Raw genomic sequence first — 22,733 nt, forward strand, 5'->3', positions numbered from 1 at the left:
CTGTCGTGTCGATTTGCCGGTTCGCCGTTCGTCGTCCGGATAGAGCTGGGGTTGGCGTGCCTGGCTCCCGCCCCATTCGAAGGAGACACGACGATGCGATGCATGGTGATAGTGAAAGCGACTTCGGACTCGGAAGCCGGCGTGATGCCCAGCGAGCAGCTGTTGACCGCGATGGGCAAGTTCAACGAGGAACTGGTGAAGGCCGGCATCATGCTGGCGGGCGAGGGCCTGCAGCCCAGTTCGAAGGGCGTGCGGGTGAAGTTCTCCGGCCGCGCGCGCACGGTGACCGACGGACCGTTCGCGGAAACCAAGGAACTGATTGCCGGCTTCTGGCTGTGGCAGGTGAAGTCGATGCAGGAGGCGATCGAGTGGCTCAAGCGCGCGCCGTTCGACGACGATGCCGAGGTCGAGATCCGCCAGGTGTTCGAGGCCGACGATTTCGGCGCGGAGTTCACCCCCGAGCTGCGCGAGCAGGAGGAACGGCTGCGCGCGCAGATTGCGGCGAAATCATGAGTCGGGTCTCGGGGCTGGTTTCCGCGCGAATGCGCCAAGGAACCGCCATGTGCTTCATGATGCTGGCCGGGCCCTAGGCGAAGGCGTTGCTTCCGGCCTTGCGCCGGCGCAGCGGGGATGCTGTGATCGGTTGCCATGAGCGTGACCGATACCCATCGCACCATCGACGCCGTCTGGCGGATCGAGTCGGCCCGGCTGATCGCCGGCCTCGCCCGCATGCTGCGCGATGTCGGCCTGGCCGAGGAGCTGGCGCAGGATGCGCTGGTAGTGGCGTTGGAGCAGTGGCCGCAAACCGGCGTGCCGGACAACCCCGGCGCGTGGCTGATGACCACCGCGAAGCACCGCGCGATCGACCGGCTGCGCCGCAGCAAGCTGCTCGAACGCAAGCACGAGCAACTGATGCACGAGCTGGAGCACGAGCAGGAATGCGCAAGGTCCGCGGACGAGGCAGCGCTGGACGACCCGTTCGGCGACGACTTGCTGCGGTTGATCTTCACCGCCTGCCATCCGTTGCTGTCCATGGAGGCGCGCGTGGCGCTGACCCTGCGCCTGCTTGGCGGTCTGACCACGGAGGAAATCGCACGCGCCTTCCTGGTGCCCGAGCCGACCATCGCGCAGCGCATCGTTCGCGCCAAGCGCAGCCTCGCCAAGGCCGCGGTGGCGTACGAGGTGCCCCGCGGCGATGAGCTTGTCGAACGTCTTTCGTCGGTGCTCGGGGTGATCTACCTGATCTTCAACGAGGGCTACTCGGCCACCGCCGGCGACGACTGGATGCGCCCGGCCTTGTGCGAGGACGCCCTGCGCCTGGGCCGGGTGCTGGCCGGCCTGATGCCGCGCGAGCCCGAGGTGCATGGCCTGGTGGCGCTGATGGAGCTGCAGGCCTCGCGTTCGCGCGCACGCGTGGACGCGCGCGGCGAGCCGATCCTGCTGCTGGAGCAGGATCGGGCGCTGTGGGACCGGCTGCTGATCCGCCGCGGTCTGGCTGCCCTGAAACGGGCCCGGGAGCTGGGCGGTGCGCTGGGTCCGTATGCGCTGCAGGCGGCGATTGCCGCCTGCCACGCGCGCGCGCTGACCAGCGAGGAGACCGATTGGCCGGGCATCGCCGCACTGTATGCGACCCTGGCTCAGGTGACGCCGTCGCCGATCGTCGAACTCAACCGCGCGGTAGCCGTCGGCATGGCGGGTGGCGCGGCGGCGGGCCTCGCATTGGCCGATGCCCTGATCGACGAGCCGAGCCTGCAGCGATACCACCTGCTGCCCGCGGTGCGGGGTGATTTGCTGGCCCGGCTGGGCCGTGTCGACGAGGCGCGCCGGGAGTTCGAGCGGGCGGCCGGGCTGGCCATGAACCGGCGCGAGCGCGAGCTGATGCGCAAGCGCGCCCGGGCATGTGGGGAGAGCGCGTCGCCCGAGTGAACGGTGTCGATCCGGGGCATGTCATGGCATCGCGACGCATGATGGATTAATGCGGGCTCCCGTGATGAAGTATGGTCACGGTCGATGCATCGTTTGTTCGTTCTAGGGGAGTTCGCAAGCGGGTGAACAGCCAGGAGCAGGCACGTGGCGAACTTCGCGAACGCTTCTACCGGAGCGTGGCGGAGACCCTCGCGCTGTTGCATGCGAAGCCGGATCGCGACCGGCGCCTGGTCATGGTCACGATCACGGGCATTCTGGCTTCGACCATGGATCTTCCGCTGGTCTGGGTCGGGCGACGCGAACCGGGACACAGCGCCGTCGAGGTATTGGCGGCGGCGGGACCCGCCTCCGCCTATGCGGCCGTGTTGCGCCTCAGTACGGATGAATCCGACCCCGGCGGGCGCGGGCCGGTGGCGATGGTGCTGCGCCAGGAGCAGGCGCGGGCGACCTCGGTCGACGCGCCGGAGTTCGCGCCATGGCGGGACGCCGCGCAGCGGCACGGTTTCGGTTCCTGCATCGTGGCCGCATCGCGGACGCGTGACGATGGCCAGCTGGTGCTGGCCGCCTACTCCCGCGACGACGGCCCCAGCCTGAGCGGGGAGTTGCTCGATTGGGCACAGCGGCTGGTCGACGAGCTGAGCCGGTTCTGGGACCATCAGCTGCTGCTGGAGCGCAGCATGCGGATGAGTCGCTACCGCGATGCGCAGCGCACGATTCAACGGGCCCTGCTGGAACAGCCCGACCCGGAATCGGTCTATCGCACGCTGGCCCGGGCGCTGGCCGACATCGCCGGTGCCGCTGCGGTCGACGTGTTTGCCGCCGATGGTATCGGCTCCATGCTGCGGCGAGTGGCCCTGGTCGGCCCGATCGCCGACATTGTGCGTGGCCTGCCCTTGCCGCCTCCGCACGACGACGGCCCGAACGCCTCGACGCCAACGCGGGCCTTTATGCAGGGGGCGCCAGTGATCCGGCGCCATCCCCGCCATGCACCGCAGGCCGACCGGGGGTTCCGCAAGGAGTTGCTCGAACACGCCGGTGCGGTGGGGTGTTGGCCGCTGTTCGGTTCCTCCGCCCCCGCGATCGGCGCGGCACGGGTACCGACCGGCGTCTTTGTCGTGCTGACCGTCGAGTCGGATGCCTTTGACGACGAAATGTGCCGCCTGCTGGACGAGATCGCCGACGCGACCGGACTGGCGCTGCGGCAGCATGCGCAGCGACACGCCCTGCTGCAGGAGCAGGAACGGCAAACCTACCTGGCCCTGCACGACGATCTCACCGGCCTGCCCAACCGCCGCGCGCTGGATCGGCACCTCGAGACCGTGCTGGCCCGCGCCAAGCGGCGTGGGCGACTGGTGGCGGTGGGGCTGCTCGACCTGGACGACCTGAAGCCGATCAACGACCGCCACGGCCATGCCGTGGGCGATCGCCTGCTGATCGAGATGGCGGGCCGGTTCCAGCAGATGCTCCGCGCCGGCGACTACGCGGCCCGACTGGGTGGCGACGAGTTCGTGCTGGTGTTCGAGGATATCGAATCCGAGGCGGAGGTCGACGGGTTGCTGGAGCGCATCGGTGAAGTCCTGCGGCTCCCGCTGACGATCGACGGCACGGCCATGTCCGTGGGCGCCAGCCTGGGCGTCGCGATGTATTCCGGCGACGTCCACGCCACCGGCGAGCAACTGCTGCGCCGAGCCGACCAGGCGATGTACCAGGTGAAATCGCGCAAGCGGTACCGCTCGCACTGGTGGTCGCTGGTTTCGCCCCATGGCGTGACGGACCAGGCCGACGAGCTGGATGCCGTTGCCTCGCCGTATGGTGAACAAGCCGCCACGCTGCTCGATGCCTGCAGCAAGGCGTGGGAGCCGCGGTTGCCCGGCATCGTGGAAAGCTTTCACGCCGGGCTGCGTTCGCATGACGGCATTGCCAGGCTGCTGGACCTGCTTCCGGCTGCGGATGTGAAGGTGTTCGAAGAGCATCAGCTGCAGCATCTGCGGGCACTGCTGCGGGCGGACCTCGACATGGCCGGCCACCACGCCCGGGCGACCCGAACCGGTCTGTTCCATGCGGCCTGCGGACTCGAGGAAGTCTGGCTGCTGGAGGCGATCGAGCAGTTGCGCGACATTCTGGCGGCCACGCTGGCCGGCGTCGGCCAGACCGGCCACCGTGCGCTGGCGATCCTGCTGCAGCGGCTGGGCATGGAGCGGCAGTGGCAACTGGAAAGCATGCGCGAACTGCAGCGCCGCCGGGTGGCCCTGCTGGCGAGAATCAATGCACTGGCGTGGTCGGCCGAAGGCTACCTGGAACTGATCCAGGGCGTAGCCGACATCCTGGTATCGCACGAGGAAATCATCGCCTGTTCGGCGGGGCGCCCGGACGCGTCGGGCCAGCTGACCTACGAGGCAGTGGCGGGAACGGCCTTTGCCGAATACCTGCATGCGCTGGTCAGCGGCAAGGCGGTGCCGATCCGGGTCGATGAAGGTCAGTCGGAGGGGCGGGGGCCCAGCGGGCGTGCCTGGCGCACGGCGAGGATCCAGCGTTGCGCCCACTACGGCAGCGACCCGTCGATGACGAATTGGCGCGACATCGCACTGAGTCTCGGGGTGGTTTCCAACGTGGCCATTCCGCTGTGTCCGTCACTGCGGAAACCGGCGGTTGTGCTGACCGTGTACAGCCCGTACGCCGGGGGCTTTCACAGCGAAGACCAGCGGGCTTTCCTCGAGCAGATCAAGACGGTGCTGGACCTAGCCCTGGCGCGCCTGGCGCCGCCGCGCCAGGGCACCGAACTGCTGCCGTTCTTCGTGCGCGAGCGCTGGCGCGCATCGGTCGCGACCGATGCGCTGCAGATGCACTACCAGCCGCTGGTCAGGCTCGCCGATGGCCGGGTTACCGAGATCGAGGCGCTGGCACGGTTGCGCGACGATGACGGCGACCTGCTGGCGCCGGCCAGGTTTCTTCCCGCGCTGGGCGCGGACGATTTGCTCGTGCTGTTTCGCCAGGGGCTGATCCAGGCCGCCGCCTGTCGCGAATTGCTGTTGCGGGCGGGCCATGCGCTGGATATCTCGGTGAATGCACCCGCGGTCGCGCTTGAGGACCCGCGCTATGCCGAAGTGGCGGCGGCGGTCATCGCCAGCAGCGGCTGTGCGGCGCAGGCGTTGTTGTTCGAGATACTTGAATCGCCAATCGGCACCGAGCATGCCGCCGTGCCGCAGGGCTCGGGCATGCAGTCGCTCAAGGCCCTGGGCGTACGCCTGGTCGAAGACGACCTCGGCGCGGGCTACAGCTCGCTCATCCGCCTGCGCCAGTGGCCGTTCGACCGGATCAAGATCGACCAGGCCATCGTCAGCCAGGCTTGGCAGGATCCGTTGGGCACGTTGCGTTTCATTCGTCAGCTGATCCGGATCGGGCACGACTTGCGGCTCGAAGTGGTCGTCGAGGGGCTGGAGTCGCCCGACCTGATCGAGGCTGCAACGATTCTTGGTGCGGATTTCGGCCAGGGCTATGCGCTGGCGCGACCGATGCCCGCCGACGCATTGCCCGCCTGGCTGGCGCGGTACCGAGGCGGACAAGGCTCCACATGGCCGCGAACCGGGCTGGGCGCACTCGCCGGCGAGCTGCGCTGGGAGGAACAGTTCATTGCCCTGCCGGCCGAGCCGGCGTTCTGGGCCCGGCATACGCAGGTAAGCTGCGGCCCGGGCGAATATCTGCACACCCCGGGCCTGGATGCGGCGCTGAATGCCAGTCACCAGGCCATGCACAGGGCGGCCCTGGCCGGCCCGTCCGACCTTGGCTACCGGCGCGAGCGCGAAGCCTTCCTTGCGCTACTGGTCGAGCACGTGCTCGGCAACTTTCATCCCTGAGGATGCGTGCGACACGCACGCAGCGCACTTGCTGGTGCCCAAACGACGAAACCGGCCGCGGGGCCGGTTTCTGGATTCGATGGTGGGCGGTACAAGGATCGTTGTGTGACACCTGCCGTGTGAAGTGCCCGTTGCTACACGCACGCTGCGCACTTGATGGTGCCCAAACGACGAAACCGGCCGCGGGGCCGGTTTCCGGATTCGATGGTGGGCGGTACAAGGATCGTTGTGTGACACCTGCCATGTGAAGTGTCCGTTGCTACACGCACGCTGCGCACTTGATGGTGCCCAAACGACGAAACCGGCCGCGGGGCCGGTTTCTGGATTCGATGGTGGGCGGTACAAGGATCGAACTTGTGACACCTGCCGTGTGAAGGCAGTGCTCTACCGCTGAGCTAACCGCCCACTGCGAGCGCGCAATTTTAGGGGCAGTTGCTGGGCGGGTCAATGCCTCGGGTAGCTCGAGACGCGCAGGAACGGAAGCACGGGTTGCTAGACTTGCCTCCCCCTACGTCAAAAGCGCACCACCATGGAATTCCTCAGCGTTCACCTGGCCAACATTCTCCGCGCCCTCCAGCAGTTCGAGCTGACGCCCTGGAAGGCCGTCGGCCTGCTCGGCTCGGTGATGTTCACCAGCCGCTGGTTCGTGCAGCTGTACTACACGCGCAAGCTGAAGCGGGTGGTGATGCCGCTGGCGTTCTGGTGGCTGTCGGTCTGCGGCAGCATCCTGCTGCTGGCGTACTTCATCATCGGCAAGAACGATTCGGTGGGCATCATCTCGAACTTCTTCCCCGCGTTCGTCTCGGTCTACAACCTGGTCGTGCACCTGCGCCACCGCAAGAACAGCATCACCGGCGACGCCACCGTGTGATGGCGCAACCGGGAGTCCACGACTATTCCGGCTCGTAATCCAGGTTGGAGGCGAGCCAGCGTTCTGCTTCGGCGAGCGTCCAGCCCTTGCGCTTGGCGTAATCCTCGACCTGGTCCTTGCCGAGCCGGCCGACCACGAAGTACTGGCTGTCCGGGTGCGAGTAGTACCAGCCGGAGACGGCGGCGGCGGGATACATCGAGAAGCCTTCGGTGAGTTCGATGCCGGTGTTGCGGGTGACGTCGAGCAACTTGAATAGGGTGGCTTTCTCGGTGTGTTCGGGACAGGCGGGATAGCCGGGCGCGGGGCGGACGCCGCGGTATTTTTCGGCGATCAGCGCGTCGTTGTCGAGCGACTCGTCCGGCACGAAACCCCAGAATTCCTTGCGTACGCGCTCGTGCATGTGTTCGGCGAACGCCTCGGCGAGGCGGTCGGCCAATGCCTTGAGGATGATCGAGGAGTAGTCGTCGTAGTCGGCCTGGAAGCGCGCCAGGTGTTCCTCGATGCCGAGGCCGGCGGTGACCGCGAAGCCGCCGATCCAGTCGGGTTTGCCGAACTCTTTCGGAGTAATGAAATCCGCCAGGCACAGGTTCGGCCGCTCCGGCGGCTTGTCGGCCTGCTGGCGCAGGCTGCACAGCCTGGCGAGCCGCTTGGTGCGGCTGGTGTCGGTGTATACCTCGACGTCATCGCCGATGTTGGCGGCCGGCCACAGGCCGATCACGGCGCGGGCGGTCAGCCACTTCTCGGCGATGATCCTGTCCATCATCGCCTGCGCATCCTTGAACAGCTCGCTGGCCTGCGGGCCGACCACTTCGTCGGTGAGGATGGCCGGGTAGTGGCCGGCGAGTTCCCATGCCTGGAAGAACGGGGTCCAGTCGATGTAGCGGCGGATCGTGGCGAGGTCGTAATCGTGAAATACGGTGACGCCCGGCTGCTTCGGCTGCGGCGGATCGTAGGCCGCCCAATCGCAGCGGAAGCGGTGCGTGCGCGCATGTTCCAGCGATACCAGCTTCTTGCCGGGGCCGCGGTTGCGATGGCGCTCGCGCACGTCGACGTATTCGAGGCGGATTTTTTCGAGGAAGTCCTTGACCAGGTCTTTGCTGACCAGTGACTGCGCCACGCCGACCGCACGCGACGCGTCCTTTACCCAGACGCAACCCGCCTTGTAGTGCGGCTCGATCTTCAGCGCGGTGTGCGCGCGCGAGGTGGTCGCGCCGCCGATCAGCAGCGGGATGTGGAAGTTTTGCCGCTGCATTTCCTTGGCGACCTGGCCCATCTCCTCCAGCGACGGCGTGATCAGGCCGGACAGGCCGATCATGTCGGCTTTCTCTGCGATCGCGGTTTCCAGGATCTTCTGCGCCGGCACCATCACGCCGAGGTCGATCACCTCGAAGTTGTTGCAGCGGAGCACCACCGCGACGATGTTCTTGCCGATGTCGTGCACGTCGCCCTTGACCGTGGCCATCACGATCTTGCCGTTGTTCTTGCCGGTATCGCCGGTGCGCAGTTTTTCCGCCTCGATGTAGGGCAGCAGGTAGGCCACCGCCTTCTTCATCACGCGCGCGGACTTCACCACCTGCGGCAGGAACATCTTGCCGGCGCCGAACAGGTCGCCGACCACGTTCATGCCGTCCATCAGCGGGCCTTCGATCACGTCGAGCGGACGCGTCGACATCTGCCGTGCTTCCTCGGTGTCCTCGACCACGTACTGGTCGATGCCGTGCACCAGCGCGTGGCTGAGCCGTTCGCGCACGTCCTTCTCGCGCCACGCCAGCGTCTCGACCTCGGCCGCGCCGCGCTTGCCCTTGTAGTTGTCGGCGATCTCCAGCAGGCGCTCGGTGGCATCCTCGCGGCGGTTCAGCACCACGTCCTCGACGCGCTCACGCAGTGGCGGGTCGATGTCGTCCATGATCGTCAGCGCACCGGCGTTGACGATGCCCATGTCCATGCCGGCCCTGATCGCGTGGTACAGGAACACCGAGTGGATCGCCTCGCGCACGGTGTTGTTGCCGCGGAACGAGAACGACACGTTGGAGACGCCGCCGGAGATGTGGCAGTGGGGGAAGCGTTTCTTCAGCTCGCGCGCGGCGTTGATGAAATCCACCGCGTAGTTGTTGTGTTCCTCGATGCCGGTGGCGATGGCGAAGATGTTCGGGTCGAAGATGATGTCTTCGGGCAGGAAGTCGAGTTCCTTCGTCAGCAGCTCGTAGGCGCGCGCGCAGATCGACACCTTGCGTTCGCAGGTGTCGGCCTGGCCCTGTTCGTCGAACGCCATCACCACGGCGGCGGCGCCGTATTGCTGCACCTTGCGTGCGTGTTCGAGGAAGGCCGCCTCGCCTTCCTTCATCGAGATCGAGTTGACGATGCCCTTGCCCTGCAGGCAGCGCAGGCCGGCCTCGATCACCGTCCACTTGGACGAGTCGATCATGAACGGCACGCGGGCGATGTCGGGCTCGGACGAGATCAGGTTGACGAAGCGGGTCATCGCCGCCTCGGAGTCGATCAGGCCCTCGTCCATGTTGATGTCGATCACCTGGGCGCCGTTGGCGACCTGCTGGCGGGCGACTTCGACGGCTTCGTCGTAGCGGTCTTCCTTGATCAGCTTCTTGAACTGGGCCGAGCCGGTGACGTTGGTACGCTCGCCGACGTTGATGAACAGCAGGTCCGAGGTGATGACCAGCGGCTCGAGGCCGGACAGACGGGTATGGCGCGCCATGTTATGCGGCCTCCACTTGGTCGGCGGAAGGCAGTGCGCGCGGTGCGAGTTCGCGCACTGCCTCGGCGATCGCCTTGATATGCGCCGGCGTGGTGCCACAACAGCCGCCGACCAGGTTCAGCAGGCCGTCGCGGGCGAAGCCGCCGATCACGCTGGCCATGTGTTCGGGGGTCTCGTCGTATTCGCCGAACGCGTTGGGCAGGCCCGCGTTCGGATGCGTGCTGACGTAGGTCTCGGCCAGGTTGGCCAGGGTCTGCACGTGCGGGCGCAGGTCCTCGGCACCGAGCGCACAGTTGAAGCCGACTGACAGCGGCCGCGCATGGCGCACCGAGTAGTAGAACGCCTCGGCGGTCTGGCCGGACAGGGTGCGGCCGGAGCGGTCGGTGATGGTGCCGGAGATCATCACGGGTACGCGTGCGCCGCGTTGATGGAACAGTTCGCTCAATGCGAACAGCGCGGCCTTCGCGTTCAGCGTATCGAAGATCGTTTCGACCATGATCACGTCGGCGCCGCCGTCGATCAGGCCGTTGGCGGATTCGGTGTAGTTCTCGGCCAGTTCCTCGAACGTGACGTTGCGGAAGCCCGGGTCGTTGACGTCCGGCGACAGCGAGGCGGTACGGCTGGTCGGGCCGAGCACGCCGATCACGAAGCGCGGTTTTTCCGGTGCCTTTGCGGTCATCGCGTCGCAGGCGGCGCGGGCGAGCTTCGCGCCTTCGCGGTTCAGTTCCTGGGCCAGATGCTGCAGCTTGTAGTCGGCCTGGCTGATGCGGGTGGAGTTGAAGGTGTTGGTTTCGATCAGATCGGCGCCGGCTTCCAGGTAGGCGTCGTGCACACCGCGGATGATGTGCGGTTGGGTCAGCGTGAGCAGGTCGTTGTTGCCCCTGAGGTCGCAGCCAGGATGATCGTGCGCATGTGCGTGGCCGTCGTGGCCGTGCTCGAAGCGTTCGCCGCGGAAGCCGCCTTCATCCAGCTCGTGTGCCTGCAGCATGGTGCCCATGCCGCCGTCGAGAATCAGGATGCGTTGGCGCAGCGCCTGCTCCAGCAGGGCGACGCGATCGGGGTGGAGCCAGGGCAGGGTACTCATCGAACTTCCTTTGGTTAAGCGGTGCAACGGTATTCAAGCGGGCTTGCGCGCCAGCAGGCTGATCACTTCGAAGTGCGGCGCCTTGCGCTCGCGGCTGAGCCGGTTGCAGCTCAGCACGTCGAGGCCGGCGGCGCGGGCGTAGCCGTCGAGTTGCTCGTTGCTGAAGCCAAGATTGCGATGGTCGAACGGCTCGACCGCGGCGCGGTGATCGTGCTGGCCCAGCGTCACGGCGAGCAGGCGGCCGCCGGGGCGCAGCAGTCGCGCGGCTTCCGCCACGGCCCGCGCGGGATGCTCGGCGTAGGTCAGTGCGTGCAGCATCAGCACCAGATCGAAACGTTGTTCGCCCAGTTCCAGCGCATGCATGTCGCCCTGACGCACTTGCACGTTGGCGAATGCCTTCAGCCGCTTGGTGGCAGCCTCGACCACGCGTTCGCTGGAGTCGACGCAGACGATCGAGTGCGCGTGCGGCGCCAGCAGTTCGGCGGTGATGCCGTCGCCGGAGGCGATGTCGAGCACGTCGCCGGTCTCCAGCAGTTGCAGCAGCGAGCGCGCCAGGGTTTCCCAGGTGCGGCCGGGTGAATAATGGCGCTCCATGTCGCCGGCCACGGTGTCGGCCCAGCCTTCCTCGCGCGCGCGGTTCGCCAGCACGCCGGGCAGGCGCGCCGAATCTTCGCGCAGCAGGGCGTCGTCGATACTGGCGCGCAGCGAGCCGAGCAGGCTGTGCTGGGCCTCTTCGCCTTCATTGTTGGCGCGGTAGTAGGCCGACACGCCGGCGCGGCGGTCGCGTACCAGCCCAGCCTCCTTCAGCTTGGCCAGATGGGTGGACACGCGCGGCTGCGCCAGGTGCAGCACCGCGGCCAGTTCGGCCACGGTGAGTTCCTCGTGTTCGAGCAGGGCCAGCAGGCGCACGCGGGTGGGGTCGGCCAGCAGGCGCAGCACGCTGGAAGCGGTGGCCAAGTCCATCGGTTATCCCTGTATCGCGATACAAAGATGTATAGGCTAGGCCGGCCTATGCGACGCGTCAAGCGCGCACCGACAAGCCTGCGCGCCATTTCCCGCTAAAATCGCCGGCTTGATTGCCTTCAGGAGCAGCCCGTGGATTTCCGTTTTACCGAAGACCAGTTGTCGATCCAGGCGATCGCCCGCGACTTTGCGCAAAAGCGCATCGCGCCGGTGGCGGCCGAACTGGATGCCAGGGGCGAATTTCCGCTGGATAACATCCGTGAGATGGGCCAGCTCGGTCTGATGGGCATCGAGGTGCCGGAAGAATACGGCGGCGCGGGCATGGACCCGGTCGCCTACGTGCTGGCGATGATCGAGATTGCCGCGGCCGACGCGGCCACCGCGACCGTGATGTCAGTGAACAATTCGCTGTTCTGCAACGGCATCCTCAAGCACGGCAACGAGGAGCAGAAGCAGAAGTACGTGCGTGCGATCGCCACCGGCGAGGCGATCGGCGCCTATGCGCTGACCGAGCCGCAGTCCGGCTCCGATGCCTCGGCCATGCATACCCGCGCCACGAAGAACGCCAACGGCGACTGGGTGATCAACGGCAAGAAGAGCTGGATCACCTCCGGCCCGGTGGCGCGCTACATCGTGCTGTTCGCGATCAGTACGCCGGGCATCGGCGCCAAGGGCGTATCAGCGTTCATCGTCGATACCCAACTGCCCGGCTTCCTCGCCGGCAAGACCGAGCCGAAGCTCGGCATCCGCGCCTCGGCCACCTGCGAGATCGAGTTCACCGATTACGTGCTGCCGAAGGAAAACCTGCTCGGTGAAGAAGGCAAGGGCTTCTCGATTGCGATGGGCGTGCTCGACGCCGGTCGCATCGGCATTGCCTCGCAGGCGGTCGGCATCGCCCGCGCCGCGTACGAGGCGACCTTGCAGTGGTCGCGTGACCGCAAGGCGTTCGGTGCGCCGATCGGCACGTTCCAGATGACCCAGTCGAAGATCGCCGACATGAAGTGCAAGCTGGACGCGGCGACCTTGCTGACCCTGCGCGCGGCGTGGATGAAGGGCGAAACCGAGAAGCACGGCGGCCGTTTTGGCACCGAGGCGGCGGTGGCCAAGCTCACCGCGTCGGAGGCGGCGATGTGGATCAGCCACCAGGCCGTGCAGATCCACGGCGGCATGGGCTACTCGAAGGAGATGCCGCTGGAACGCTACTTCCGCGACGCCAAGATCACCGAGATCTACGAAGGCACCAGCGAGATTCAGCGCCTGGTGATCGCGCGCGCCGAAACCGGCTTGCGTTGACGGCGTAGCGCAGGAGCCCGCGCGCGGGCCCTGCACCATCGAGGTGGCAACGAAAAAGCCCGGCAGCGACACTGCCGGGCTTTTTTTGTTTCGCTTCTACTTCAATGTCCGCGCTGCGGATCGGAGTCGAATGTGTGCGGGCCATCCAGTGCGGGCTTGGCCGGCGCGTCGCCATCCAGCTTGTCGCCGAGCAGACGGCGCACCACCACGTAGAACACCGGAATCAGCAGCACGCCGAGGAAAGTGGCGAACAGCATGCCGCCGATCACGCCGGTGCCGATCGCGTGGCGTGCGTTGGCGCCGGCGCCGCTGGAGATGAACAGCGGAAACACGCCACCGACGAAGGCGATCGAGGTCATCAGGATCGGTCGCAGCCGCAGCCGGGCGGCGTCGACGACGGCCTGGCGCAGGGTGCGTCCCTGCCGCTGCTCGATCACCGCGAACTCCACGATCAGGATCGCGTTCTTCGCGGCCAGGCCCATCACCGTGATCATGCCGATCTTGAAATAGATGTCGTCGGGCAGGCCACGCAGCAGGGTGAACACCACCGCGCCCAGAATGCCCAGCGGCACCACCAATAGCACCGATACCGGAATCGACCAGCTTTCGTACAGGGCGGTGAGGCACAGGAACACGATCAGCACCGACAGCACCATCAGCAGCACCGCGGCATTGCCGGAGAGGATTTCCTGGTAGGACTGGCCGGTCCAGTCGTAGCCGAAGCCGCGGGGCAGGTCGTCCTCGACGATCTTCTGCATTTCGTTCATCGCCTCGCCCGAGGCGTGGCCCGGTGCCGGCGAACCCACGATCTCGACTGCCGAATAGCCGTTGTAGCGTGTCAGCGAGGGCGATGCCATCTGCCACTTCGCCTGCACCACGTTGGACAGCGGGATCATCTGCGGGGTGCCGTCGGCATTGTTCTGCGCGCTCGGCGTGAAGATGTGCTGCAACGCATCCGGCCCCATGCGATAGGAGGCGTCGGCCTGCATGATGACGCGCTTGACGCGGCCGCCGTAGGAGAAGTCGTTGACGTAGACCGGCGCCAGCATGAGGCTGATCGCGTTGTAGATGTCGCTCACCTGCAGCCCCATCGACTGCGTCTGGGTGCGGTCGACGTCGAGCCGCAGTTGCGGCGCATCCTCCAGTCCGTTCGGGCGCACGCCGGTCAGCAGCGGATTCTGGCTGGCCTTGCCGAGCAAGGTGTTGCGCGCCTCGGTAAGCGCGGCGCGACCCGCGCCGCCACGATCCTGCAGGTACATGTCGAAGCCACCGAACTGGCCCAGACCCTGCACGGTGGGCAGGTTGATCACGAAGATCTGCGCGTCGCGCACCGACTGCACCGCACCGTTGGCCTGCTGGATGAACTCGTCCGCGGTGATGTGCGGGTCGACCGGCGGTGCCTTGCCTTCCTTGACCAGCTTGTCACGTTGCTCCTGCTGCGATTTCTGCTCCGGCGTCCAGCCACGCTCGCCCCACGGCTTGAGCCGGATGAACGCCATGCCCACGTTCTCGCCCGAGCCGAGGAAGCTGAAGCCGGACACCTGCATGATGCCGTCGACGGCGGGATTCTGCTGCAGCGCGTTGCGCATGTCGGTCATCGCCGCATTGGTGCGCTGCAGGCTGGCGCCCGGCGGCAACTGCACGATCGCCAGTGCGAAGCCCTGGTCTTCTTCGGGCAGGAAGCTGCCGGGCAGGCGGGTGTACAGGAAGCCGGTCAGCACGCTGATCAGCACGAACACCATCATCCAGCGCGGTGCGTGGCGCACGGCGCTGCCGATATGGCCGGTGTAGGTGTGGGTGATCTTCGCGAACGCGGTGTTGAACCAGCGGAACACGAAATTCTTCTTCTCTTCGTGCACCGGGGTGAGGAAGCTGGCGCACAGCGCCGGCGTGAACGACAGCGCGAGGAAGGCGGAGAAACCCACCGAGACCGCGATGGTCAGCGCGAACTGCTTGTAGACCACGCCGGAGGCGCCCGGCTGGAACGCCGACGGCACGAACACCGCGATCAGCACCACGGTGATGCCGACCACGGCGCCGGTGATCTGGCCCATGGCCTTCCTGGTGGCGTCCTTCGGCGAAAGGCCTTCCTCGGTCATGATGCGTTCGACGTTCTCGATCACCACGATCGCGTCGTCCACCACGATGCCGATCGCGAGCACCATGCCGAACAGGGTCAGCTGGTTGATGGTGAAGCCGAGCAGCAGCATGCCGATGAAGGTGCCCAGCAGCGCGATCGGGATCACCAGGGTGGGGATGATGGTGGCGCGGATGTTCTGCAGGAACAGCAGGATCACCAGGAACACCAGGATGATCGCCTCGACCAGGGTGTGCACCACCTCGTTGATCGAGATCTTGACGAAGGTGGTGGAGTCGTACGGCACCAGCCAGCTCACGCCCTGCGGGAAGCTGCCCGCCAGTTCGGCCATCTTGCCGTGCACGGCGGTCGCCACGTCCAGCGCGTTGGCGCCGGGCAGCAGCTGGATCGCGAACGCGGCGACCGGCTTGCCGTTGAACATGGTGTTGAAGCCGTAGCCGCCGGCGCCGAAACCGACCCGCGCCACGTCGCCGAGCTTGACGGTGGTGCCGTCGCTGTCGGCGCGCAGGATGATGTTCTCGAACTGTTCGGGCGTGGTGAAGCGGCCCTCGGTCGCCACCGTGACGCTGAGACCCTGGCCGTTCTGCGCCGGATCCGAGCCGAGCGAACCGGCGGCGAACTGCACGTTCTGCGAACTGACCGCGGCCAGCGCCTGGCTGGCCGACAGGCCGTAGCCGTGCAGCTTGTCCGGATCCAGCCAGATGCGCATGGCATATTCGCCACCGAATTGCTGGGTGCTGCCGACGCCGGGAATGCGCGAGATCTGGTCAAGCACCTGCGACGCGACGATGTCGTTGAGCTTGTTGCGGTCGATCGCCGGGTTGTCGGACTGCAGCGCCACCACTTCCAGGAAGCCCGAATTGGCCTTGGCCACCACCACGCCCTGCTTGGTCACGTCGGACGGCAGCCGCGGCGTGGCCAGCGAGACCTTGTTCTGCACCTGCACCTGGGCGATGTCCGGATCGGTGCCGTTTTCGAACGTCAGCGTGATGCTGGCGCGGCCGCTGGAGCTGGACGAGGAGCTGAAGTACAGCAGGTGATCGATGCCGGTCAGCTGCTGCTCGATCACCTGGGTGACGTTCTTCTCGGTGGTGTCCGCGCTGGCGCCCGGGTAGGTGGCACTGACCGTTACCGACGGCGGGGCCACGTTCGGGTAGGACTCCACGCCCAGGTTGAGGATCGCGAGGACGCCGCCAAGCGCGATCAGGATGGCTACCACCCAGGCGAAGATCGGGCGGTCGATGAAAAAATTCGGCATGGGATGTGCTCCGTTACTTGCCGCTCGGGGCGGCGCCCGGAGCGGAGGTGGCGGGCTTTCCAGCGGCCGCTGCGGGTTGCCACGGGGCGGCCTTGGCCGGTGCGCCGTCCTTCACTTTCTGCACGCCGGACACCACCACCTGGTCGCCGGCCGCGAGGCCGCCGCTGACGACCCAGTTGCCGTCGCGCATGTCGGCCGTGGTGACTTCCTTGCGCTTGACGTTGCCGTCCGTGCCGATGGTCATCACGTAGGTTCCGCTGGTATCGCGCTGCACCGCCTGCTGCGGGATCAGGAACACCTTGTGCTGCTCGCCGAGCAGTGCTTTCAGCGTCACGTACATGCCCGGCAGCAGGCCGTGCTTCGGGTTCGGGATAGACGCGCGCAGGTTGACCGAGCCGGTGGACGGGTTGACCGAGGTGTCGGAGAAATTCAACACACCCGGTTCGGCGTAGGCGCTGCCGTCGGGCAGGGTGATCCGCACACTGGCCTTGTCCGGGCTGGCCAGGGTGACGTTGCCGCTGCTTTGCGCGCTGCGCATCTGCTCCATCGTCGCCACGCTCATGGTGAAGTTCACATAAAGCGGATCGATCTGGTCGACGGTAGTGAGCAGGGTGGCTTCGCCGTTGCCGACCAGCGCGCCCTCGGTCACCTGCTGCTGGCCGGCGCGGCCGTCGATCGGCGAGGTGACGTTGGCGTAGTCGAGGTTGATGCGCGCGGCCTGCACGTTGGCCTGCGCTGCCTGCACCGCGGCAGCACTGGTGCGTTCGGCGGCCAGCGCGTTGTCCAGATCCGATCTCGAGACGTAGCCCTTCGGTGCCAGATCGCGCATGCGCTGCGCAGCCACCTTGTTGTTGGTGTAGGTCGCCCGGGCCTGCGCCAGCGAAGCCTGGCTGGCGTTCAGCACGGCCTTCAGCGGTGCCGGGTCGATCTGGAACAGCAACTGGCCTTTCTTGACGTCGGTGCCTTCCTCATAGGTGCGCTTGAGCAGCACGCCTGGCACGCGGGCGCGCACGTCGGCGCTGCGATAGGCGGAAAGGCGACCGACCAGGTCGCGCGTCAACGGCGAGTTCTGTGGCTGCACCTTGATCACGCCGACTTCCGGCGGCGGCATCTGTGGCGGCCCCTGCTCCTTGCCTTTGCCGCAGGCGGTCAGCGCCAGCAGACTCAGGCACAACAAGGGTGCGCGCAGTAACGAGGAATTCATGGGAGCTCCAGAACTTGCTTGAACGGGGATAGGGGGCTTGCCGGGGCGCGCTGCGGTGCGGTGGATGGAATACTGCATCGCGCTCCGTATGTCCTGTGTCATAGGTTTGCCTGGCTGCGGGCGGCCGTGGTTCGAACCGCGTCGCCGTCCCGCAAAGCGCCATGCCAGGCGGTCCACAGACCAGACTATACCGACCAGTTTACATTTTATCGGTGGCATGAATCCAGTCATTGACAAGGGGCGCGATGATCTGGACAGCCTTGCCCCGGCAAGCGGCAACTGCGCTTCCGGAAGCTGTCGTGGAAGGTTCGGCATCCGGGGTGCTCGCGGCACGGCGCGCGTGGTCGAGTGACTGGCACGGCTTGCATGAAGGTCCCTCGCGACCAGTCGCAACCATGCCCACGCGCATGGTTGCGACTGGGGTGCGCGGCTGGATTCACCTTGTCACGCGGCGTATCCTTCCAAGGCTTTTTACCTGCTTATCCACCATCGTCTCCACTAACCAGTAGATGCCATGAATGCGACCCATGCGGCGAACGACCCATCCCTTCCGTCAGTAGTGCTTGCAGAGCTGAAAAAGGGCGGTTTTTCGCCCGAGCGCCTGAACGAGGCGCAGGTTTTCTGCGAGGCTTTCTTTGCACGTATCGGGGGCGGCGACGCGCATCTGCACACACCGGTGCAGTGGGCGGCGCTGGTCGGTAGCCTGCTGGAGTTCATGCAGCAGCGTCGCGCCGGTTGCGCCAGCGTGCGCGTGCTCAACCCGGCGGATGTGCAGGCCGGGCGCAGCCTGCTGCAGATCGTCACCGACGACATGCCGTTCCTGGTCGATACGGTCAGCATGATCGTCTCGGCGAAGCTGCAGATCCATGCAGTGATTCATCCGGTGCTGAAGGTGGCGCGCGATGCTTCCGGCAAGCTGCTGAGCCTCGGCGGCGACGCCGGCAGCGCCGAGTCGCTGATGCATTTCGAGATCGACCGGCTCGCCGATACCGCCGAGCAGGCGCATCTGGAGGCGCAGGTCGAGGCCGCGCTGGACGACGTGCGCGCGGCGGTGAACGACTGGTCGGCGATGCGCGACAAGGCACTGGCGGTCGCCAACGAACTGCCGCAGCGCAAGCTGCCGCTGGATGCCGCCTCGGTGCAGGAGGCCAGCGAGTTCATGCGCTGGATCGCCGCCGACAACTTCACCTTCCTCGGCTACCGCGAATACGAAGTCGCCGATGCCGACGGCGATCGCGTATTGCGCGCGATCGAGTCGTCCGGCCTGGGTATCCTGCGCAGCAACGAGCGCTCGATGGCGCCGCGCTCGCTGCGTACGCTGGCCGCCACCGAGTTGCCGCAATCCGGCGCCACCGACGCGATCATCCTGACCAAGACCAACGCGCGTTCGCACGTGCACCGCGCCGGCTACATGGATTACATCGGCGTGCTGCAGTTCGGCGCCGATGGCCGTGCCGTGGCCGAGCAGCGCTTCCTTGGCCTGTTCTCCTCCAATGCCTACATGACCCGTCCGCAGGACGTGCCGCTGGTGCGGCACAAGGTGGAGACCGTGCTGGCGCGTTCGGGCCTCAAGCGCGATTCGTATTCCGGCAAGTCGCTGCGGCACATCCTGGAGACGCTGCCGCGCGAGGAACTGCTGCAGAGCACCGAGGACGAGTTGTTCGCCACCGCGATGGGCATCCTCGAGCTGCGCCAGCGCGCACGCACGCGGCTGTTCATGCGCCGCGACCGTTACGGCCGTTTCTTCACCTGCATGGTGTTCGTGCCGCGCGACCGCTTCAACACTTCGGTGCGCGAACGCATCGAGGCCCTGCTGGGTTCGGCGCTGCACGCCGAGCAGAGCGATTCCTCGGTGCAGATGGGCGAGGCCGTACTGGCGCGGCTGACCATCGTGCTGCGGCCGAAGATCGGTGACCGGCCTGCGTACGACCTCGCCGAGCTGGAGCAGGGCGTCGCAGGCATCGTGCGCAACTGGCATGACGAGGTGCGCGATGCGCTGGTGCAATTGCGCGGCGAACATGAGGGCGTGGTGCTGGCCAACCGTTATGCGCGCTCGCTGCCGGCCGGCTACGTCGAGGACGTGAGCCCGGCGGTGGCCGCCGAGGACGTGCACCAGCTGTCGCAGCTGGCCGGCGAAAACGCGCTGCGGATGTCGTTCTACCACCCGCCGAAGGACCCGGAGACGCTGCGCTTCAAGGTCTACCGTTCCGGCGGCGACATCGCGCTGTCCGAAGTGCTGCCGCAGCTGGAAAACCTCGGCCTGCGCGTGCTTACCGAGCACGTCTACGACGTTGCCGGCGACGGTCCGCTGTCGATCCAGGATTTCGAAGTGCAGCCGGTTGGCAAGCTCACCTTCAGCGTCAGCCAGGTCGGTGCGCTGTTCGAGGATGCGTTCGAGCAGATCTGGCGCGGCAACGCCGAGAACGACGGCTTCAACCGGCTGGTGCTGGGCGCCAAGCTGAGCTGGCGCCAGGTGGCCGTGCTGCGCGGCTACTGCAAATACCTGCTGCAGACCGGAGCCACCTTCTCGCAGTCGTACATGGAGGAAACCCTCAACCGCTATCCGGCGATTGCCGGGCTGCTGGTGGAGTTGTTCCTGGCCAAGTTCGATCCGCGCCGCGAGTCGCTTTCCGCCGACGAGCTGAAGGCTGCCGGCGCCACCCTGACCGCCGAGATGCAGGCGCTGATCCCGGCCAACGTGCAGGCGGCCCAGCCGGCGCTGATCGATGGCCTCGGTGCGATGCTGGCGAAGCCGCGCGACGAGCAGATCCAGGCCGTCGAGAACGCGGTCGGGATCCTGCTGGAGAACGTGGCCAGCCTCGACGAGGACCGCATCCTGCGCAGCTTCGTGAAGCTGATCCGCGCCACCTTGCGCACCAGCTTCTTCCAGCAATGGGAGGGCGCCTACCGCGACTACATCAGCTACAAGATCGATTCGCACATGCTGCCCGACCTGCCCAAGCCGGTGCCGTACCGCGAGATCTGGGTGTGCGCTCCGCGCGTCGAGGGCATCCACCTGCGCTTTGGCGCCGTGGCACGCGGCGGCCTGCGCTGGTCCGACCGGCGCGAGGATTTTCGCACCGAAGTGCTCGGCCTGGTCAAGGCGCAGATGGTGAAGAACACGGTCATCGTGCCGGTCGGTTCCAAGGGTGGCTTCTTCGTCAAGAAGTCGCCGACCAACGGCGATCGCGATGCGGTGCAGGCCGAGGGCATCGCCTGCTATCGCCTGTTCATCAACGGCCTGCTCGACATCACCGACAACCTGGTCGACGGCAAGGTGGTGCATCCGCACGACGTGGTGCGGCACGACCCGGATGACCCGTACCTGGTGGTCGCGGCCGACAAGGGCACCGCGAAGTTCTCCGACATCGCCAACGCGATCTCGATCGAGCACAACTACTGGCTGGGCGACGCGTTTGCTTCCGGCGGCTCGCACGGTTACGACCACAAGGGCATGGGCATCACCGCGCGCGGCGCATGGGAGTCGGTCAAGCGCCACTTCCGCGCGCTCAACCGCGATTGCCAGACGCAGGACTTCACCTGCGTCGGCATCGGCGACATGTCCGGCGATGTGTTCGGCAACGGCATGTTGCTGTCCGAGCACATCCGGCTGGTGGCGGCGTTCGACCATCGCCACGTGTTCCTCGACCCGAATCCGGATGCGGCGCGTTCCTTCGTCGAACGCAAGCGCATGTTCGACGTGCCGCGTTCGAGCTGGGACGACTACGACAAGTCGCTGATCTCGGCCGGCGGTGGCGTGTATCCGCGCAGCGCCAAGTCGATCCCGATCTCGCCGGAAGTGCGCGTGGCGCTGGGGCTCAAGCCCGACGTCGAGCACATGGCGCCGACCGATCTGCTCAGCGCGGTGCTCAAGGCGCCGGTCGACCTGTTGTGGAACGGCGGCATCGGTACCTACATCAAGTCGTCCGGTGAAACGCATGCCGAGGTGAGCGATCGCGCCAACAACGGGCTGCGTATCAACGGCGCCGACGTCCGCGCGAAAATCATCGGCGAAGGCGGCAACCTGGGCATGACCCAGAAGGGCCGTATCGAGGCGGCGCAGAAGGGCGTGCTGCTGAATACCGACTTCATCGACAACTCCGCCGGCGTGGACACCTCCGATCACGAGGTGAACATCAAGATCCTGCTGAACGACGCCGTGCAGCGTGGCGAGCTGGGCTTCGATGCGCGCAACGCGCAGCTTGCCGCGATGACCGACGAAGTGGGCCAGCTGGTGCTGTGGGACAACTACCGGCAGAACCAGGCGATCACCCTGATGGAGCACCAGTCGGTGCAACGCCTCGGTTCGATGGCGCACTTCATCCGCACGCTGGAAGCCGAGGGCACGCTCGATCGCCAGGTCGAGAACCTGCCCAGCGAAGCCGAACTGACCGAGCGCAAGAGCCGCGGACTGGGTCTGACCCGGCCGGAGCTGGCAGTGCTGCTGTCGTACGACAAGATGCGCCTGTTCCAGCAATTGCTGGACTCGGACGTGCCCGAAGACCCGTACCTGTCGAAGGAACTGGTGCGCTACTTCCCCGTGCCGCTGCACGAGAAGTACGCCGCGCACATGCAGCGTCACCGGCTGAAGCGCGAGATCATCGCCACCGCGGTGACCAACTCGACGATCAACCGCATGGGCGCCACCTTCATGATGCGCATGCAGGAAGACACCGGGCAGGGTCCGGCGGCGATCGCCAAGGCGTACACGGTGGCGCGCGAGGTCCTCGATGCACGCGAGCTGTGGTCGCAGGTCGAGGCGCTCGACAGCAAGGTCGCCGAGAACACCCAGATCGACGCGATCAAGCAGATCTGGTCGCTGCTGCGGCACATGACCCGCTGGCTGCTCAACCGTCCGGGTGGTTCGCTGGACATCGCCGCCAACGTCGAGCGTTATCAGACTGGCGTGTCGGCCCTGCGCAAGGCATTGCCGGACGTGCTGACGCCGACCGGCAAGGGTGATTTCTCCTCCAGCCAGGAGAAGTGGGAAGGCCTGGGCCTGCCCGCCGACCTGGCGTTGCGGATGGCCCGCATGCCGGAACTGCGTGCGGCGCTGGACATGGTCGAGGTGAGCCAGCAGAGCGGCCAGCCGGTCGAGAAGGTGGCCGGCGTGTTCTACGAACTGGGCGAGGCACTGGACCTGGAGTGGCTACGCGACCAGATCGAGGCGCTGCCGGTGGAAGGCCACTGGCACGCACAGGCTCGCGGCTCGCTGCTGGACGAGCTCAACCACCAGCACCGGGCGCTGTCGTTGCAGGTGCTGAACCTCGGCGGCGGCGGCAAGGATGTCTCGCCGGTGCAGGCGTGGCTGCAACGCGACGATGCCACGCTGCAATACACCCGCGGCATGCTGGCGGAAATCCTCACCCAGAACGCGGACTACCCGATCGCCTCGGTCGCGGTCCGTCGCCTGGCGCAGCTGGCACAAGTACCGGTCTGAGGAAGCTCGCATCGTAATGCGGTATGAAA

General features: G+C 66.5%; 11 protein-coding genes and 1 tRNA gene. 6 read left to right on the plus strand and 6 right to left on the minus strand.

What is annotated here, in order from left to right:
• Positions 1-93 precede the first annotated feature (93 nt).
• The 3 genes from ABD024_RS06035 (at position 94) to ABD024_RS06045 (ending at position 5,780) form a co-directional block, all read left to right on the plus strand.
• Positions 94-513, plus strand: a complete 420-nt coding sequence (locus ABD024_RS06035) for a YciI family protein (RefSeq protein WP_343850668.1) — start codon at positions 94-96, stop codon at positions 511-513.
• A 135-nt stretch (positions 514-648) separates the two neighbouring features.
• Positions 649-1,926, plus strand: a complete 1,278-nt coding sequence (locus tag ABD024_RS06040; RefSeq protein WP_343850670.1) for an RNA polymerase sigma factor — start codon at positions 649-651, stop codon at positions 1,924-1,926.
• Between the two features lie 122 nt (positions 1,927-2,048).
• The gene (locus ABD024_RS06045) at positions 2,049-5,780 is read left to right on the plus strand and encodes a diguanylate cyclase domain-containing protein (RefSeq protein ID WP_343850673.1); all 3,732 of its coding nucleotides are present in this window, start codon (positions 2,049-2,051) and stop codon (positions 5,778-5,780) included.
• A 330-nt stretch (positions 5,781-6,110) separates the two neighbouring features.
• On the opposite strand, the gene ABD024_RS06050 is transcribed toward ABD024_RS06045, so the two are convergent.
• Positions 6,111-6,185 (minus strand) — tRNA-Val (locus tag ABD024_RS06050).
• Between the two features lie 124 nt (positions 6,186-6,309).
• Here ABD024_RS06050 and ABD024_RS06055 point away from each other — a divergent pair.
• Positions 6,310-6,651: a lipid-A-disaccharide synthase N-terminal domain-containing protein gene (locus ABD024_RS06055; RefSeq protein ID WP_343850675.1), complete on the plus strand. Its 342-nt coding sequence runs from the start codon at positions 6,310-6,312 to the stop codon at positions 6,649-6,651.
• A 22-nt stretch (positions 6,652-6,673) separates the two neighbouring features.
• Here ABD024_RS06055 and metH read toward each other — a convergent pair whose 3' ends face one another.
• From metH to ABD024_RS06070, 3 genes are read right to left on the minus strand one after another with little or no spacing between them, the layout of a single operon-like run.
• Complete coding sequence (gene metH, locus ABD024_RS06060; protein WP_343850677.1) at positions 6,674-9,364, minus strand: methionine synthase; 2,691 nt, start codon at positions 9,362-9,364, stop codon at positions 6,674-6,676.
• Position 9,365: 1 nt separating this feature from the next.
• Positions 9,366-10,448 carry a homocysteine S-methyltransferase family protein gene (locus ABD024_RS06065; protein ID WP_343850679.1) on the minus strand — a complete coding sequence of 361 codons (1,083 nt, stop codon included), beginning with the start codon at positions 10,446-10,448 and terminating at the stop codon, positions 9,366-9,368.
• Positions 10,449-10,481: 33 nt separating this feature from the next.
• On the minus strand, positions 10,482-11,411 hold the full coding sequence (locus tag ABD024_RS06070) for an ArsR/SmtB family transcription factor (protein WP_343850681.1): 930 nt from the start codon (positions 11,409-11,411) through the stop codon (positions 10,482-10,484).
• 132 nt (positions 11,412-11,543) lie between these two features.
• Between ABD024_RS06070 and ABD024_RS06075 the strand changes: the two genes are divergently transcribed.
• The gene (locus ABD024_RS06075) at positions 11,544-12,704 is read left to right on the plus strand and encodes an acyl-CoA dehydrogenase family protein (protein WP_343850683.1); all 1,161 of its coding nucleotides are present in this window, start codon (positions 11,544-11,546) and stop codon (positions 12,702-12,704) included.
• 101 nt (positions 12,705-12,805) lie between these two features.
• On the opposite strand, the gene ABD024_RS06080 is transcribed toward ABD024_RS06075, so the two are convergent.
• Both ABD024_RS06080 and ABD024_RS06085 read right to left on the minus strand, forming a co-directional pair.
• Positions 12,806-16,060 (minus strand): multidrug efflux RND transporter permease subunit, encoded by a 3,255-nt coding sequence (locus ABD024_RS06080; protein ID WP_343850685.1) that lies wholly within the window; start codon positions 16,058-16,060, stop codon positions 12,806-12,808.
• 13 nt (positions 16,061-16,073) lie between these two features.
• Positions 16,074-17,264, minus strand: a complete 1,191-nt coding sequence (locus ABD024_RS06085) for an efflux RND transporter periplasmic adaptor subunit (protein ID WP_343850687.1) — start codon at positions 17,262-17,264, stop codon at positions 16,074-16,076.
• A 514-nt stretch (positions 17,265-17,778) separates the two neighbouring features.
• Here ABD024_RS06085 and ABD024_RS06090 point away from each other — a divergent pair.
• Positions 17,779-22,704, plus strand: a complete 4,926-nt coding sequence (locus tag ABD024_RS06090) for an NAD-glutamate dehydrogenase (RefSeq protein WP_343850689.1) — start codon at positions 17,779-17,781, stop codon at positions 22,702-22,704.
• Positions 22,705-22,733: the final 29 nt, after the last annotated feature.

Source organism: Rhodanobacter soli (assembly GCF_039523495.1).
Lineage (GTDB): Bacteria > Pseudomonadota > Gammaproteobacteria > Xanthomonadales > Rhodanobacteraceae > Rhodanobacter > Rhodanobacter soli.